The 15,915-nt window shown below is 68.3% G+C and carries 12 protein-coding genes and 1 tRNA gene; 9 read left to right on the plus strand and 4 right to left on the minus strand.

The genetic code is table 11. From position 1 onward, the window contains the following. Window positions 1-108 precede the first annotated feature (108 nt). The 6 genes from pstC to phoR all read left to right on the plus strand — a co-directional run bounded on the left by pstC (window position 109) and on the right by phoR (window position 5,637). Entirely contained in the window at window positions 109-1,068 is a 960-nt protein-coding gene (gene pstC / locus ACG01O_RS07090) for a phosphate ABC transporter permease subunit PstC (protein ID WP_394382896.1), read from the plus strand. Next, window positions 1,065-1,925 (plus strand): phosphate ABC transporter permease PstA, encoded by an 861-nt coding sequence (pstA, locus tag ACG01O_RS07095; RefSeq protein WP_394382899.1) that lies wholly within the window; start codon window positions 1,065-1,067, stop codon window positions 1,923-1,925. Before pstC ends, pstA begins: the two co-directional genes overlap by 4 nt. A gap of 9 nt (window positions 1,926-1,934) precedes the next feature. Beyond that, window positions 1,935-2,720, plus strand: a complete 786-nt coding sequence (pstB, locus tag ACG01O_RS07100) for a phosphate ABC transporter ATP-binding protein PstB (RefSeq protein WP_394382902.1) — start codon at window positions 1,935-1,937, stop codon at window positions 2,718-2,720. Window positions 2,721-2,734: 14 nt separating this feature from the next. Continuing rightward, a complete protein-coding gene (gene phoU, locus ACG01O_RS07105) occupies window positions 2,735-3,442 on the plus strand; it encodes a phosphate signaling complex protein PhoU (RefSeq protein WP_394382907.1) in 708 nt (235 codons plus the stop codon). A gap of 110 nt (window positions 3,443-3,552) precedes the next feature. Beyond that, a complete protein-coding gene (gene phoB / locus ACG01O_RS07110) occupies window positions 3,553-4,254 on the plus strand; it encodes a phosphate regulon transcriptional regulator PhoB (RefSeq protein WP_394382910.1) in 702 nt (233 codons plus the stop codon). A gap of 15 nt (window positions 4,255-4,269) precedes the next feature. Further along, window positions 4,270-5,637, plus strand: coding sequence for a phosphate regulon sensor histidine kinase PhoR (gene phoR, locus ACG01O_RS07115; protein WP_394382913.1), 1,368 nt, complete (start codon window positions 4,270-4,272; stop codon window positions 5,635-5,637). A gap of 31 nt (window positions 5,638-5,668) precedes the next feature. Here the strand turns inward: phoR and ACG01O_RS07120 are convergent, their stop codons facing one another. From ACG01O_RS07120 to trxA, 4 genes are all read right to left on the minus strand, one after another. After that, the gene (locus ACG01O_RS07120; protein ID WP_394382915.1) at window positions 5,669-7,309 is read right to left on the minus strand and encodes a hypothetical protein; all 1,641 of its coding nucleotides are present in this window, start codon (window positions 7,307-7,309) and stop codon (window positions 5,669-5,671) included. Window positions 7,310-7,499: 190 nt separating this feature from the next. Continuing rightward, window positions 7,500-7,751 carry a type B 50S ribosomal protein L31 gene (locus ACG01O_RS07125; protein ID WP_268168108.1) on the minus strand — a complete coding sequence of 84 codons (252 nt, stop codon included), beginning with the start codon at window positions 7,749-7,751 and terminating at the stop codon, window positions 7,500-7,502. A 127-nt stretch (window positions 7,752-7,878) separates the two neighbouring features. Next, window positions 7,879-9,144 (minus strand): transcription termination factor Rho, encoded by a 1,266-nt coding sequence (gene rho / locus ACG01O_RS07130; protein ID WP_268168107.1) that lies wholly within the window; start codon window positions 9,142-9,144, stop codon window positions 7,879-7,881. Between the two features lie 250 nt (window positions 9,145-9,394). Next, the gene (gene trxA / locus ACG01O_RS07135; protein ID WP_394382920.1) at window positions 9,395-9,724 is read right to left on the minus strand and encodes a thioredoxin TrxA; all 330 of its coding nucleotides are present in this window, start codon (window positions 9,722-9,724) and stop codon (window positions 9,395-9,397) included. A gap of 149 nt (window positions 9,725-9,873) precedes the next feature. On the opposite strand from trxA, the gene ACG01O_RS07140 reads away from it, so the two are divergent. The 3 genes from ACG01O_RS07140 (at window position 9,874) to ACG01O_RS07150 (ending at window position 15,776) form a co-directional block, all read left to right on the plus strand. Further along, the gene (locus ACG01O_RS07140; protein ID WP_394384185.1) at window positions 9,874-12,408 is read left to right on the plus strand and encodes a PD-(D/E)XK nuclease family protein; all 2,535 of its coding nucleotides are present in this window, start codon (window positions 9,874-9,876) and stop codon (window positions 12,406-12,408) included. Continuing rightward, window positions 12,405-15,623, plus strand: coding sequence for a UvrD-helicase domain-containing protein (locus tag ACG01O_RS07145; protein ID WP_394382922.1), 3,219 nt, complete (start codon window positions 12,405-12,407; stop codon window positions 15,621-15,623). Before ACG01O_RS07140 ends, ACG01O_RS07145 begins: the two co-directional genes overlap by 4 nt. 76 nt (window positions 15,624-15,699) lie before the next feature. Then, window positions 15,700-15,776, plus strand: a tRNA-Pro gene (locus ACG01O_RS07150). The last annotated feature ends 139 nt before the right edge of the window (window positions 15,777-15,915 follow it).

Raw genomic sequence — 15,915 nt, forward strand, 5'->3', positions numbered from 1 at the left:
AACCGGGCTTTGCCGCATCCGCCGCTTTCCCAGACCCGATCGACCGGAGGTCCCTTGGCCGCCATCTTTTCCAACGACAGCGCCCGCAGCGCTGCACCCCCGCAATCGATGAAGCCTCAACCCCCTCGCCGCCGCGTTGCCCCTTGGGCTGACACGCTGTTCGCCGTGCTGTCGCAAGGTGCTGCGTGGCTCACGCTGGCCTTGATGGTGGGCATCATCGGCTCGCTGATCATGGGCGCTGCTCCTGCGCTCAAGGCCTTCGGTCTGGGCTTTCTGACCAGCACTGACTGGGACCCGGTGCAGGAGAAGTTCGGCGGCCTCGTGATGATCTACGGCACGCTGGCCAGTTCGTTCATCGCCTTGCTGATTGCTGTACCGGTGAGCTTCGGCATCGCCATCTTCCTGACCGAGTTGTCGCCCAGCTGGCTCAAGCGGCCGCTGGGCATTGCCATCGAACTATTGGCGGCCGTGCCGTCCATCGTGTATGGCATGTGGGGCCTGCTGGTGTTCGGCCCCATCCTGGCCACGTTCGTGCAGCAGCCGCTGCAAGCGGTGTTCACGGGCGTGCCATTCCTGGGCAGCCTGTTTTCGGGCCCGCCGGTGGGCATCGGCATCCTGTCGGCCGGCATCATCCTGGCCATCATGATCATCCCGTTCATCGCCTCGGTGATGCGCGATGTGTTCGAGGTCACGCCGCCCATGCTCAAGGAGAGCGCCTACGGCTTGGGTGCCACCACGTGGGAAGTCGTGTCCAAGGTGGTGCTGCCCTACACCAAGACCGGTGTGGTGGGCGGTGTGATGCTGGGCTTGGGCCGCGCGCTGGGCGAAACCATGGCGGTCACCTTCGTGATCGGCAACATGAGCCAGCTGAATTCGCTGTCGGTGTTCGAGGCGGCCAACAGCATCACCTCCACGCTGGCCAATGAATTCGCCGAAGCCGGCGAAGGCCTGCACCAAGCCTCGCTGATGTACCTCGGCCTGGTCCTCTTCCTCATCACCTTCGTGGTGCTGACCATTTCCAAGCTGCTGCTGATTCGACTGAAGAAGAGCGAAGGAGCCCGCTCATGAGCAAGCTCGACGCAGGCCGTCTGGCCATGCACGCCAAGCGCAAACGCATCAACGCGGTCGCGCTGACCTTGTCTCTGGGCGCGATGGCGTTCGGGGTGTTCTGGCTGATCTGGATCCTCTTCGAGACCATCTACCTGGGCATTGGCGGCCTGAACCTGGCCACCTTCACGCAAATGACGCCGCCGCCGCAGGGTGAGGGTGGCGGCCTGGCCAATGCCTTGTTCGGCAGTCTGGTGATGGTGGGCCTGGCCACGTTGGTGGGTACGCCGGTGGGCATCCTGGCTGGTGTGTACCTGGCGGAGTACGGCCAGAAGACCTGGCTGGGCAGCGCGGTGCGGTTCATCAACGACATCCTGCTGTCGGCGCCCTCCATCGTGGTGGGGCTGTTCGTGTATGCCGTCATCGTGGCCCGCATGCACACCTTCTCGGGCTTGGCGGGTTCGCTGGCGCTGGCGTTGCTGGTGATTCCGGTGGTCATTCGCACCACCGAGAACATGCTGAGCCTGGTGCCCAACGCGCTGCGCGAGGCAGCCTACGCCCTGGGCACGCCCAAGTGGAAGGTCATTCTGGCCATCACGCTGAAGGCCGCCCGGGCGGGCGTCATCACCGGCATCCTGCTGGCGCTGGCCCGCGTGTCGGGTGAGACCGCGCCGCTGCTGTTCACCGCGCTGTCCAACCAGTTCTGGACGAGTGATCTGGGCGCGCCCATGGCCAGCCTGCCGGTCACCATCTTCAAGTTCGCCATGAGCCCGTACGAGAACTGGCAGAAGCTGGCCTGGGCCGGCGTCTTCCTGATCACGGTGGGCGTGCTGCTGCTGAACATCCTGGCCCGCGTGCTTTTCAAGAACAAACACTGAGGACTCACCATGGACGCCAAAGTCGAAACGCCCGTGGGCGAACGCGCCAAGCTGTCGGTGCGCAACCTGAACTTCTATTACGGCAACTTCCACGCGCTGAAGAACATCAACCTCGACATCCCCGAGAAGAAGGTCACCGCCTTCATCGGCCCGTCGGGCTGCGGCAAGAGCACGCTGCTGCGCACGCTCAATCGCATGTTCGAGCTCTACCCCGAGCAGCGCGCCGAGGGTCAGATCCTGCTGGATGGGGAAGACATCCTCACCAGCAAGGATGACGTCTCTTTGATCCGCGCCAAGGTCGGCATGGTCTTCCAGAAGCCCACGCCGTTCCCGATGTCCATCTACGACAACATCGCGTTCGGCGTGCGTCTGTTCGAGACGCTGCCCCGCGTGGAGATGGATGAGCGCGTGGAGTGGGCGCTCAAAAAGGCCGCGCTCTGGACCGAGGTGAAGGACAAGCTCAACCAAAGCGGCGCCGGCCTGTCCGGTGGCCAGCAGCAACGCCTGTGCATCGCGCGCGGCATCGCCATCAAGCCCGAAGTGCTGCTGCTGGACGAGCCTTGCTCGGCGCTGGACCCGATCTCCACCGGCAAGATCGAAGAGCTCATCCACGAGCTCAAGAGCGACTACACCGTGGCCATCGTGACCCACAACATGCAGCAGGCGGCGCGCTGCTCGGACTACACCGCCTACATGTACCTCGGCGACCTCATTGAATTCGGCCCCACGGCGGAGCTGTTCATGAAGCCCAAGCGCAAGGACACCGAGGACTACATCACCGGCCGCTTCGGCTGATCGAGGAGCTAAGAATGGTTGACAAACATCTCTCCACGCAATTCGATGCCGAGCTGAGCGGCATTTCCACCCGCGTGCTCGAAATGGGCGGGCTGGTGGAGGCCCAGGTGGCCCAGGCCGTGCAGGCCTTGGGAGATTTCTCCGCCGAAGCCGCTGACGAAGTGCTGGCCCGTGAAGGCCGGGTGAACACGATGGAAGTTGAGATCGACCGCGATCTCTCCACCATCATTGCCCGCCGCCAGCCCACCGCGCGTGACCTGCGCCTGCTGATCGCCATCAGCAAGAGCATCGCCAACCTGGAGCGTGTGGGCGACGAAGCCGCCCGCATCGCGCGTACCGCGCAGCGCCTGGTGTCCAGCGGTGTGTCGAGCCGGCTGCGCGTGCCCATGTCCGATCTCGCCTACGAGGCCGAACTCGCGACCACCCAGCTGCGCAAGGCGCTCGACGCCTTCGCCCGCCTGGATGTGGAGCGTGCACTTGACGTGCTGAAGCACGACGACGAGATCGACAAGGAATTCGACGGCCTGCTGCGCAAGCTCATCACCTACATGATGGAAGACCCGCGCACCATCTCGTCGTCCATCGACCTGGTGTTCGTCGCCAAGGCCATCGAGCGCGTGGGCGACCACGCCAAGAACCTGGCGGAGGTCGTGATCTACGTGGTCAAGGGCCAAGACGTCCGGCACAACACGCCGGAAGCCATTGAAACGATGGTGCGGTAACCACCCCTGTACCGGCTTCGCCGGCCCCCTGTGGGGCCCTGTCAGCGGCCCGGCTCCGTCGGCGCGGCGGCAGGCACTCGGCAAGGCACACCTTTCGAAAGAGCATGTCTATGAGTCGAGTTCTCGTCGTTGAAGACGAATCGGCAATTGCCGAGCTGATTTCCATCAACCTGCGCCACGCCGGGTTTGAAGTGACGATCGCGGGCAGCGCCACGCAAGCCCAGTACGAGGTGGACCGCGTGCTGCCCGACCTCGTCGTGCTGGACTGGATGCTGCCGGGTCAGAGCGGTGTGGCGCTGGCGCGCCAGTGGCGCAGCACGCCGCGCACCAAGGAACTGCCGGTGATCATGCTGACCGCGCGGGCCGAGGAGAGCGACAAGATTTCCGGCCTGGATGCCGGCGCGGACGACTACATCACCAAGCCGTTCTCCACGAACGAGCTGCTGGCCCGCATCCGCGCCGTGCTGCGCCGCAAGGCGCCTGAAGCGCTGGACAGCGCGGTGGAAGTGGGCCCGCTGCTGCTGGACCCGGGCACCCGCCGGGTCAGCCGCGAAGGCACCGAGGTCAAGCTCGGCCCTACGGAGTTCCGCCTGCTGCACTTCTTGATGACGCACCCGGAGCGCGTGCACAGCCGCTCGCAGCTGCTGGACCGTGTGTGGGGCGACCATGTGTTCATCGAGGAGCGCACGATCGACGTGCACGTCAAGCGCCTGCGCGAAGCGCTGGAGCGCGTTCAGTGCGCCCGCATGATCGAGACGGTGCGCGGCGCGGGCTATCGCCTGACGCAGCACGCCAGCGCGCTGTCCGCCTGAGGAACCGCCCCTGTCATGACCTGGCTGCTGCCCAGACTGTTGATGGCCGTGCTGGCGGCCTTGTTGGGCTTTGTGGTGGGCGCCGTGGTTCGCAAGGTGTCGGGTGTCGACAGCCTGGGGCTTGGGTTCGGCGTGGCCTGCGCGGTCGTGCTGACGTTGCTGGTGGACGCCGTGCGCGGGCACCGGTTGCTGGGCTGGCTGCGGGGCAACCAACTCGAAAACGCACCGCGTGACACCGGCCTGTGGGGCGAGGTGGGCTACCGCATCGAGCGGGCCGTGCGGGACCGGGACCGGGCGCTGGCAGCCGAGCGCCTGGCGCTGGAGCAGTTCCTGTCGGCCATCGAGGCTTCGCCCAACGGCGTGTTGTTGCTGGATGCGCAGGAGCAAATCGTCTGGTGCAACCGGGTCGCGGCGGACCACTTCTCGCTCGACCCGGCCCGCGACTTGCGGCAGCGCATCACCAATCTGGTTCGCGCGCCGTCCTTCGTGGCTTACCTGCAGGCCGAGCAATACGCCGAGCCGCTGGTGCTGGGCAATGGTCGCGGCCAGGGCACGCTGTCCATCATCGTCCGTGATTACGGCGCCGGCATGCGCTTGGTGCTGTCGCTGGACATCACCGAGCGGGTGCGCAACGAGGCGATGCGCCGCGACTTCGTGGCCAACGTCTCGCACGAGATTCGCACGCCGCTGACGGTGCTGGCGGGCTTCATCGAAACCCTGCACAACCTGCCGCTGACCAAGGCCGAGCGGGACCGCGTGCTGGTGCTGATGACGCAGCAAACCCAGCGCATGCAGACCCTGGTGTCGGACCTGCTGACGCTGGCCCAGCTGGAAGGCAGCCCGCGTCCGGCGCCGGACCGGTGGGTGTCGCTGGATGCGATGCTCACGCGCATTGCGGCCGATGCCGAGGCGCTGTCGGCGGGGCGTCATCAGATGCGGCTCAAGGTGCACACCGGCACCGAGTTGGCGGGCGTGGAGAGCGAACTCATGAGCGGCATCGCCAACCTCGTGACCAATGCGGTGCGTTACACGCCCGAGGGCGGTGAAGTGGAAGTGGTGTGGCGGCTGCTGGACGATGGCCACGGCGAACTGACCGTCGTGGACACGGGGCCGGGCATCGCGCGAGAGCACATCCCGCGCCTCACCGAGCGCTTCTATCGGGTCGATGGCAGCCGTTCACGCGAGACCGGCGGTACGGGCCTGGGCCTGTCCATCGTCAAGCATGTGATGCAACGCCATGGCGGCGAGCTGCTCATCCAAAGCGAAATCGGCAAGGGCTCGCGCTTCCGGCTCGTGTTCCCCGCGGCCCGTGTGCGGGCGGCGTCCGATGCGGCGCTGGGCGATGAGGCCGCATTCGGCGCCGCGGCGCTGTCGGATTCCTGATCGACTGCTGGCGCCGCGGCTGGCTGATCTGTCACTGGCGCTTGAGCAGCACCAAGCCGGCGCTGCCTGTGCGGTCGGTCGGGCGCTTCACTTGCGCCACCACCTGCCACCCTTTGGGCACGGCTTGGTTGGGGTTGGTGACGGCGTAACTGCAGCCGGAGGTTTCAATCGTGCCGCGGCCTTTCACCGGCCAGTGGCCATGCCACTCCAGCGCGGCAAGCGTGGCGAGGTTTTGCTCCGGCGCGGCCAGGCAATGCACGTCGTTGGGCATGCGGGCTTGCAAGCGCGCCACCAGCGGCCCGAGGCTTCGGGCGTAGTCCAGCGGCGGCAGCAGCAGGCTCATCACCAGCAACCAGCCCAGGGCCACGCCGCCGGCCGGCAGCGCCAGGCTTTTCCACAGCGCATGGCGATGGCGAGCCGTGCGCCAACGCACCAGGGCCAACCAGGCAATGGTGGCGGTCACGGCCATGAGCAGGGCCACGAGACTGAATCGGGGCTCGAAGCCCTCGGCCAGGCGGCGCAGGTTGGCCAGCGGCCGCGTGGGCCAGCCCAGGTGCATCGACAAGTAGTACAGCCAGAAAAAGAGCGCGGCGGCACTGAAGAAGAACACCGAGAACCAGTCCACCGCCGCGCTGAACCCACGGCTCAGCGTGGGCAGCGCAAAAGCTGCCAGGATGGCCAGCGAGGGCAGGGCGAGCAGCAGCGCGCGGTCAGAGCCGTCCATGCCGATGCAGGCGGCCAGCGGCACCAGCAGTGCAATGGCGGGCACGGTGATGTGCCGGCGCAGGCCGTGGCGGCGCCAGCGCCACAGGGTCCACAGCGCCAGGGGGCCGGCCGGCCAGCAGAACCACGCCAGCAAGGTCAGCAGGGACGGCGCATGAAAGATGGGCTGCACCCGCCACGCCCAACCGTCGAACGCCCACGCCGCGAGCACCGCCAGCGTCAATGCGCCCAGCAGCCACACGCGCTGGCTTTTGGCTTCGTCGTAGCTGGAGCGGTGGTTCAGCAGCAGGCCCAGGGCCCCCAGCCCGCACGCGACGGTGGGCGCCCCGCTGGCGGCCAACACGGGCAGGGCCAACAGCACCGCCAGCCGGGCACGACCGCGCCGAAACGGGGCCGCCGCTAGGCCGTAGAGGTAGACCGACACCGCGAGCAACTGCACGAGCTCTGGCGTGGTTTCATGCCCGAGCTGCAGAAGGCCGAGCGAGGCCATCAGCGCGAGCAAGGCGCCATCGGCCAGCGCGCGGGCGTAGTCCACCGCCTGGGCTTCACCGCCGAAGGCGAATGCCACCGGCTGGGCGGCCTCGGTGCGGGCAAGATGAAAGCTGGCGTACCAGACGGCCACCAGCACGCCCACCAGCACCAGGGCGTACGGCAGACGCGCCGCCACGGGCGCATCGAGCCAGGGCAGCAGTTTGATGGCCAGTGCGCCGAGCCAATAGGGCAGGGGTCCGCCGTCGGCCGGCAGCCCGGCGATGGATGGCTGCCACCATGGTGCTCGACCGTCGGCAATGCTGGCCATGAAGCCGAATGCGGTCAGGTCGGCATTGCGCCAGGGGTCGCGGCCGAAGATGCCCGGCAGCACGTAGGCGGCGCAGAGCAGGATCAGCGCCAGGCGCGGGAGGCGTTCAACGCCGCGTTCGGCAACGATGGCAGGGGTGGGTAGATTCACGCGCAGTGCAGGAGGGGTGGCGGCCGCATGATGCCGCAGAACCGGTGCGGGCTTGCCACGCAGTTGTCAGCAGGCATCGTTGCTCGAAGCCTGGGTTGGCGGGTGCGCCTCGAGGTCGGGCGTCGGAAATGACAAAGGGCAGCCGAAGCTGCCCTTGCGTGCGGATGCGGCGCAATGCCGCTTCGGCAAATTACTTCTTGAGGTGCGCGAACTTGTTGCGGAACTTCTCGACGCGGCCGCCCAGGTTGTCCACGCTCTTTTGCGTGCCCGTGTAGAAGGGGTGCGACTCGCTGGTGGTTTCCAGCTTCACCAGCGGCAGGGTCTTGCCGTCGATCTCGATGGTTTCCTTGGTCTGGACGGTCGAGCGCGTCACGAACTGGAAACCGTTGGACAGGTCGACGAAGACGACGTCGCGGTAGTTGGGGTGAATGCCTTCTTTCATGGGAACCTCTTGGCTTAGGTTGGGAGCCACGCTGTGCTTGGTGCCAGCGCACTTTCCAGGGTGTCAGGGCGGAAAACCCGCGATTGTAGCGGGCTTCCCTGCGGTTTGGCTAGTTCTGGGTGGAGGCTTACCCGCCGCGCCGCATCATGTCGAAGAAGTCCAGGTTGTTCTTCGACGCCTTCATCTTGTCGAGGATGAACTCCATCGCCTCGATCTCGTCCATGTTGTAGAGCAGCTTGCGCAGGATCCAGCTCTTTTGCAGGATTTCCGGCTTCAACAGCAGCTCTTCACGGCGGGTGCCCGACTTGTTGATCAGGATGGACGGGTAGACGCGCTTCTCGGCCATGCGGCGATCCAGGTGGATTTCGCAGTTGCCGGTGCCCTTGAACTCTTCGTAGATCACCTCGTCCATCTTGGAGCCGGTGTCGATGAGCGCCGTGCCGATGATGGTCAGCGAGCCGCCTTCTTCGATGTTGCGCGCCGCACCAAAGAAGCGCTTGGGGCGCTGCAGGGCGTTGGCGTCAACACCGCCGGTCAGTACCTTGCCGGAGCTGGGCAGCACGTTGTTGTACGCGCGGGCCAGGCGGGTGATCGAGTCCAGCAGGATGATCACGTCCTTCTTCAGTTCCACCAGACGCTTGGCGCGCTCGATGACCATCTCCGCGACCTGCACGTGGCGGGCGGCGGGCTCATCGAAGGTGGAGCTGATGACCTCGCCGCGCACCGTACGAAGCATTTCGGTCACTTCCTCAGGGCGCTCGTCGACGAGCAGCACGATGAGGTGGCAGTCCGGGTGGTTGGCGACCAGAGCATGGGCGATGCTCTTCATCATCTCGGTCTTGCCGGTCTTGGGCTGGGCGACGATCAGCGCGCGCTGGCCTTTGCCGATGGGCGAGGTCAGGTCGATGATGCGGCCGGTGATGTTTTCTTCACCCTTGTAGCCTTCACGCTCGAGCTTGAACTGCTCCTTGGGGAACAAGGGCGTCAGGTTCTCGAACATGATCTTGTTCTTGCTCTCCTCGGGCGTCTGGCCGTTGACACGGTCGACCTTCACGAGAGCGAAGTAGCGCTCGCCATCCTTGGGCACGCGCACTTCACCTTCCACCAGGTCACCGGTGTGCAGGTTGAAGCGGCGGATCTGGCTGGGCGACAGGTAGATGTCGTCGGTCGACGCCATGTAGCTGGCCTCGATGGAGCGCAGGAAGCCGAAGCCATCCGGCAGCACCTCCAGCACGCCATCGCCGAAGACCTGCTCGCCCGCCTTGGCGCGCTTCTTCATGATGGCGAACATCAGCTCCTGCTTGCGCAGGCGCGTGACGTTGTCGATCTCCAGTTCCTCGCCCATCTTGATGAGGGCCGAGACGTGGAGGGCTTTCAGTTCGGAAAGATGCATGGGTGAACACCCGTCAGGAGCCGCTGCGCCAGCCAAGGCGCTTGCGGCGAATCCACGGCCGCCCCGTGGAAGGACTGAACCAACACCGCACGTACAGCCTGCGGCATCGAATCAGAAAAATTGGGGGAGGGGGAGCCGAGGCCACGCTGGCTGGGTGCAGGTTCGTGACCCATGCACCCGGGGCGTGTTGGCTTTGGCTGCTGCAGCGGGGCACCTGGGGCGCCAGAAGCGCTGCAGCAGTTGCGCGAGATTATAGGTTCGCGTCGATGAAGGCGGTCAACTGGGCCTTGGAGAGGGCGCCGACTTTGGTCGCAGCCAGCTGGCCGTTCTTGAACAGCATCAGCGTCGGGATGCCGCGGATGCCGAACTTGGCCGGCACTTCGCGGTTTTCGTCGACGTTCATCTTGGCAACCTGCAGCTTGTCGCCGTAACCGCTGGCGACTTCGTCCAGGATGGGGGCGATCATCTTGCAGGGGCCGCACCATTCGGCCCAGTAGTCCACCAGCACCGGCTTGCCGGACTGGATGACGTCGGCGTCGAACGACGCGTCGGAAACGTGCTTGATCAATTCGCTGCTCATGGGAGGTTCCTTGGCCTCAAAAGGGTGGCGGGACCGCGCTGGGGCCCGTCCGTATAGGCAAAATCATTGTGACATAGCCACTTTGCCCGGAAGGTCGCCGGGGTGACCGAAGTGAGCCGGTAGTTCGGGGCGGGAGGCCCCCTTTGCAAGTGCACGACACCCTCAGCCTGGGCCTCGCCCCAGGAGAAGACATCCCCGGCTTCTGGCGCCGCCTGGCCGCTCTGAGCTCCGACTGGCTGGCTCGCCACGGTGCTGCGGCGCGTGATGCGGTGCTGCTGCTGCCCTTCGCGCAGCAAATCGCGCCCGCGCGTCGCGCCTTCGCGGCCCAGGGCGGCTGGGCACCCTTGATCACCACCAGCCACAGCCTGGCGTCGTCGCTGGGGCCCAGCCCGCTGGCCGCGCCGGGGCAGCTCAGCGGCGATGCCGCCATCGACGCGTTCACGGCCGACGGTCTGCTCGCCGGCCAATCCTGGGCCCAGGCGTTGCGCACGCGGGACGAAAAAGCCTACGTGGCCGCCCGCGCCCGGCTCGTCGAGACGGCACATGCGCTGGCGCGAGCTGCAGGCCAGCGGGCACCCGCGAGCCGTGCCGCCTTCTTTGCCGCCGCGGCCGAGCGCCTGGACCTGCAGGCCGGCGGCCCGGGCGACCTGGAGCGGGCGCTGGGCTTGGTCGCTCTGGCCTGGGCCCAGTCGGACGATCGCGCGCCGTCCACCGATGCGCTGTTCACGCAGCGGCCCAGCGCCTGGCTGGTGCTGGAGGTGGGCGGTCCCGACGCCCTGGCGCAGGCCCTCATCGCGGGTGATGTGCCGTCGCTGTGCTTGCGTGCGGATGTGGACCTCGATGCCGCACAGCCCACGGGCGTCGACCTGCAGTTGGCCCGTTGCCCGGATTTCGAGACCCTGGCCGAGCAGGCCGCCACCGCCGTGCTGCAGCACCTGAACGCCGGGCGGGCGCCGGTTGCGTTGCTGGCGCAAGACCGGGTGGCCGTGCGCCGCGTGCGCACGCTGCTGATGCGCCAGGGCGTGCCCATCCATGACGAAACCGGCTGGACGCTGGCCACTACACCGGCCGCGGCAGCCCTGATGGCGCTGCTGCGCGCGCAACTCGCCCAAGGTGGTGTGGACGATTGGCTGGCGTGGATGAAATCGCCGCTGGGTGCCGGCTTGGATGCTGACGCCCTGCGCAACCTGGAGGCGCTGTGCCGCCGCAAGGGCTGGCGGGAGACCGGGCCGCTGGACGCGCTGGGCCTGCCGCTTTGGCGTGAGGCGCGCGACGCCGCGGCGCCCCTGGCGGGCGGGCCCCGAAAGTTGGGCGGTTGGCTGGCCGACCTGGGGCGCGTGCTGCGTCGCCTGGGCGCGCTGACCGAGGTGGAGGGCGGCGAGCCGCTGCTAAACGCGCTCTGGATCAGCCGCAACCCCTGGGCCGGCAGCGCGCATGAACAAGTCATCGGCGCGACACGCCTGCGGCCCGATGAATTCCTGGCCTGGGTGGACGCCACGCTGGAAGGCGCCCAGTTCAGCCCGCCGGAAGACGCGCAGCCCGCCGTCGTCGTCACGCCGCTGGCCCGGGCGCTGCTGCGGCCCTTCGGTGCCGCCGTGCTGCCGGGCGCCGACGCGGCCACCCTGGCCCCGGCCGCGCCGCGCAATGGCGTGCTCTCTGACGCTGACGCCCAGGCGCTGGGCCTGCCGTGCCTGGCCGCGCAACGCGAAGCGCAGGCCTGGGCGTTTGCGCAGCTGCTGCGTTTGCCGGCCGTCACGCTGTTGCGCTGCAGCCATGCCGGGGCCGAGCCACTGCCGCCCAGTCCGCTGATCGAACGCCTGGAGGCCGCCTGGGCGGCGCACCTGCCGGCCTGGGTGGATGCGCGCGCGGTGGAGCCCCTGGTGCCCCAGCCGGCGCACCGTCGCGCCGCGGTGCCGCATCGACTGCCGGCTCAACTTAGCGCCAGCAGCATCGAGGCGCTGCGCAACTGCCCTTACCAGTTCTTCAGCCGCAGCGTGCTGGGCTTGCGCGAGCCGGGCGAGCTGGATGTGGAGCTCGACAAGCGCGACTACGGCACCTGGCTGCATGACGTCCTGCGACGCTTTCACGAGGCCCGCACGGGCAACGATCTCGCCGACCTGCTTGCAGCAGCCGACGCCGAAGCCCAGAGCCTGGATGCTGCCGATTTCCTGCCCTACCGCGCCGCGTTCGAGCGGGTGCTGCCGCGTTACGTCAGCTGGTTGACCGAGACCGAAGCGGCAGGCCAGCGCTTCGAGGCCGGTGAGGTCGAGCTGCGCTGCCAGCCGTTCGACGGGCCGCTGGCGGCCGTGGCGCTGCAAGGCCGCATCGACCGCATCGACACCACCCCGGGTGGCCCGCTGCTGCTGGACTACAAAACCGGCCGCGCCAAGGACCTGAAGGACAAGCTCAAAACGCCGCTGGAAGACACGCAGCTGGCCGTCTACGCGCTGCTGATGGATGTCGACCCGGCCATGCAGGCGGCCTACTTGGCGATGGATGAGCCCGAAGCGCTGGCTACCGTTCCCCACCCGGAGGTGAGCGCCACCGCGCAGGTGCTGCGCGAGGGGCTGCAGGCCGACCTGTCGGCCGTGCTGGCCGGCCAGGCCTTGCCTGCGCTGGGAGAAGGCCGCGTTTGTGACTACTGCGAAGCCCGCGGCCTGTGCCGTAAAGATGATCTGACATGAGCGGCACCCAGTTCGCCTACTACGCCGACGGCCAGCGCATCCCGCGCGAGCGTTTTTATGCCATCGCCTGCGACCCGGCGCGCAGCAGCATCGTCGAGGCCTGTGCTGGCGCGGGAAAAACCTGGATGCTGGTGTCTCGCATCCTGCGTGCGCTGCTGGCTGGCGCGGAGCCGCAGCAGATCGTGGCCATCACCTTCACCCGCAAGGCTGCGGGCGAGATGCGGGAGCGATTGGCGCAGTGGCTGGCCGAGTTTGCGCAAGCCGGCGAGTCGGCCCAGCGCCAGGCCCTCATCGACCGCGGCCTCACGCCCGAGGACGCCGAGCGTTTGCGCCCGCGGCTGGCGCAGTTGCAGGCGGAGCTGCTGCGGGGTGGCCGGGGCGTGGAGGTGCGCACCTTCCACGGCTGGTTCTCGCAACTGCTGCGTGCGGCGCCGCTGTCGCTGCTGACCGAGCTGGAGATCTCGCCCGAACTGCAGCTGATTGAGGACGAAGCGGAGCTGATGCCCACGCTGTGGCGCCGCTTCCATGGGGCGGTGCTGGCCGACGCCTTGCTGCTGGCGGACTTCCAGGCACTGACGTTGGCCCGGGGGCGCCACAACCTGCGCGAGTGGCTGCTGGCGGCTTTTTCCAAGCGCGTGGAGTTGGGCCTGGCGCAAGCCCACGGTGTGCTGGACGGCAGCGTGCCGCCTCCGGTGCATCACCCGGCCGAGCGCTTCGAGGCCCTGGCACCGGACATCGCCGCGCTGGCCCGGGCTTTGGGCGCCATCACTGGTGCCAAAGCCCAAGCCGCCGCGGCCGAGCTGATGCAGGCGGGCAGCCTCGCCGAGGTGCTGGCCGCGCTGTTCACCGAAAAGGGCCACGGCACGCCGCGCAAGCTGGGCAAGGCCTGCGATGACCTGCCGCTGTGGCGCGCGGTCACGGCCGACCTGGAAGCGCTGCGGGCCGATGCTGAGCAGCAAGCCGCGGCCGAGCAGCATGCGGCCATGTGCCGTCTGGGCCAGCGGCTCGTGGCCGAGTTCGAGGCGCTGAAGCGCCAGCGCGGTCTGGTCGACATGAACGACCTGGAGCGCGGTGCGCTGGCCTTGCTGGCGCAGCCGGAACTGGCGGGCTGGGTGCAGCAGCGGCTGGACGCCCAGGTGCGTCATCTGCTCATCGATGAGTTCCAGGACACCAGCCCGCTGCAATGGCAGGCGCTGCACGGGTGGCTGTCGGCCTACGCCGGCGCTGGTGGCGGCACGGGCTTGAGCGTGTTCATCGTGGGCGACCCCAAGCAGAGCATCTACCGCTTTCGGCGGGCCGAGCCGCGCGTGTTTGTGGCCGCGCGCGAGTTCGTCGTCGGCGGGCTGGGTGGCGCCAGCCTGGCGTGCGACCACACCCGGCGCAACGCACCGGAAGTGCTGGCGGCGGTCAATGGCGCGCTGGACGGCGTGCTGGACGGCTTTCGGCCCCACACCACCGAGGGCGCCCCGGGCGGCGATGCGCTGGCGGGCCTGTGGCTGCTGGACGGCCCGCCGGGCGAGAAGACCGACCGCGAGGTGGACCCGCTCGTGTGGCGGCCCAGCCTGACCGAGCCGCGCCATGAGCCCGAGTTCGAGCGTCGCGCGGCGGAGGCCGAGCGTGTGGCGGCCTGCATTGCCGGCCTGCTGGCGGCGCGGCCGAGCCTGCGACCGGGGCAGATCTTCGTGCTCGCCCGCAAGCGAGACCCGCTGCGTCAGCTGAGCGTGGCCCTCACGGCGGCGGGCATTGCGCACGCGGCGCCCGAGGAGACCCCGCTGGCGGAAGCCCCCGCGGTGCGCGACCTGCTGGCGTTGCTGGATGTGCTGGCGTCGCCGGGGCATGACCTGTCCCTGGCGCAGGCACTGGCCAGCCCGTTGTTCGCCATCGGTGACGACGAATTGCTTCGCCTGGCCGCTGCCGCCGGCCGTGTGGCCTACCTGGACGCGCCCGCTGCCGAGCCGCCCCGGCCCTGGTGGGCCGCGGTGCAAACGCTGCCGTCACCCAGCCCGGCGCTGGCTCGCGCACAGCGCCTGCTGGCCGCCTGGCAGGCCGCGGCCACGCGCAGCACCCCGCATGAGCTGCTCGACCGCATCGTGCATGAGGGTGAGTTGCTGCCGCGTCTGCTGGCCAGCAGCCCGCCCACCGAGGCCCAGGCGCGGGTGCAAAGCGTGCAGGCGCTGTTGCGCGCCGCGCTGGACCTGGATGGCGGCCGCTACGCCCAGCTTTACGGTTTCGTGCGTGCCCTGCGCAGCCGTCCGCTCACCTGGGCCGCGGCGCCCGGCGAAGACGGCGTGCAGCTGCTGACGATTCACGGCGCCAAAGGGCTGGAGGCCGATGTGGTGGTGCTGTTGGACGCCGAGGTTGCGCCGCCCAAGGCCGAAACCTATGGCCTGCTGCTGGACTGGCCCGTGGGGCAGCCCGCGCCGCAACGGGCCGCGTTTTTCGGCTCTGAGGCCAAGCCACCTCCGTCGCTGGCCGGGCTGGTGGCCGAAGAACAAGCCGCCCGGCAGCGCGAGGAGTTCAACGCCTTGTACGTGGCTCTCACGCGGGCGCGGCACACCTTGATCGTGAGCCGCACGCCGGCCAAGCGTCCGCAGGACAGTTGGTGGTCGCGTCTGGCGCCGCTGGGCCAGGCCTGGCCCCTGCCGCTGGTGGAGGGGCGCACCGGGCAAGCCGCGCCGGTGGCGTGGCGACCGCTGCCCGCTTGGCAAGGCCAGCGCCAGCCACTGCCGGTGCGCGCGGCTGACAACGCCCGCGCCGCGCAAGTGGGCGAGGCGCTGCACCGGGTGCTGGAATGGGTCAGCCAGCCCGGGCAGACGCAGCCGCTGGACGTGCTGCTGGCGGGCAGTTCGCAGGCCTTCGGCCTGGATGCAGCGGGCCGCGAGCAACTGGCGCGCAGCGTCGAGGCCATCCTGGCCAGCGATGAAGCCAGGCCCTTCTTCGACCCGGCGCAGCTGCTCTGGGCCGGCAACGAGGTGCCAGTCACGGTGGACGGTGGGGAAGGGCGCATCGACCGCCTGGTGCACCGCCGCGCCACCGCCACCGAGCCGGCCACCTGGTGGGTGCTGGACTACAAGCTGGGCCTCACGCCCGAGGCGGTACCTGGCTATCACGAGCAGCTGCGAGGCTACGTGGCCGCCGTGCAGGCGCTGCAGCCGGGTGAGGGGGTGCGGGCCGCGCTCATCAGCGGCACGGGGCGTGTCATTGCGGTGGCATGAGGCCTGGCGTCACCGTCGCATCGCTCGCGGCTTGGCGCGGGGTGGGTTCAAGCTGGCATAGAATGGCGGGCTTGATCGGGGCGTAGCGCAGCCTGGTAGCGCATCTGCTTTGGGAGCAGAGGGTCGCGAGTTCGAATCCCGCCGCCCCGACCAAACCTCTTCACGAACCCGCCGCTGGCTCAGGCCACCGGCGGGTTTGTCTTTTTTGAAGCCCCGCAACCAGGGGCTCCACCCGAGGGCATCTCCCGAAGCCCGACCGAGCGGTCGGCCGGGAAAATTCCCCGCTTTGCTT

The sequence above is a fragment of the Pelomonas baiyunensis genome, from assembly GCF_043555935.1.
Classification (GTDB): Bacteria; Pseudomonadota; Gammaproteobacteria; order Burkholderiales; family Burkholderiaceae_C; genus Pelomonas; species Pelomonas baiyunensis.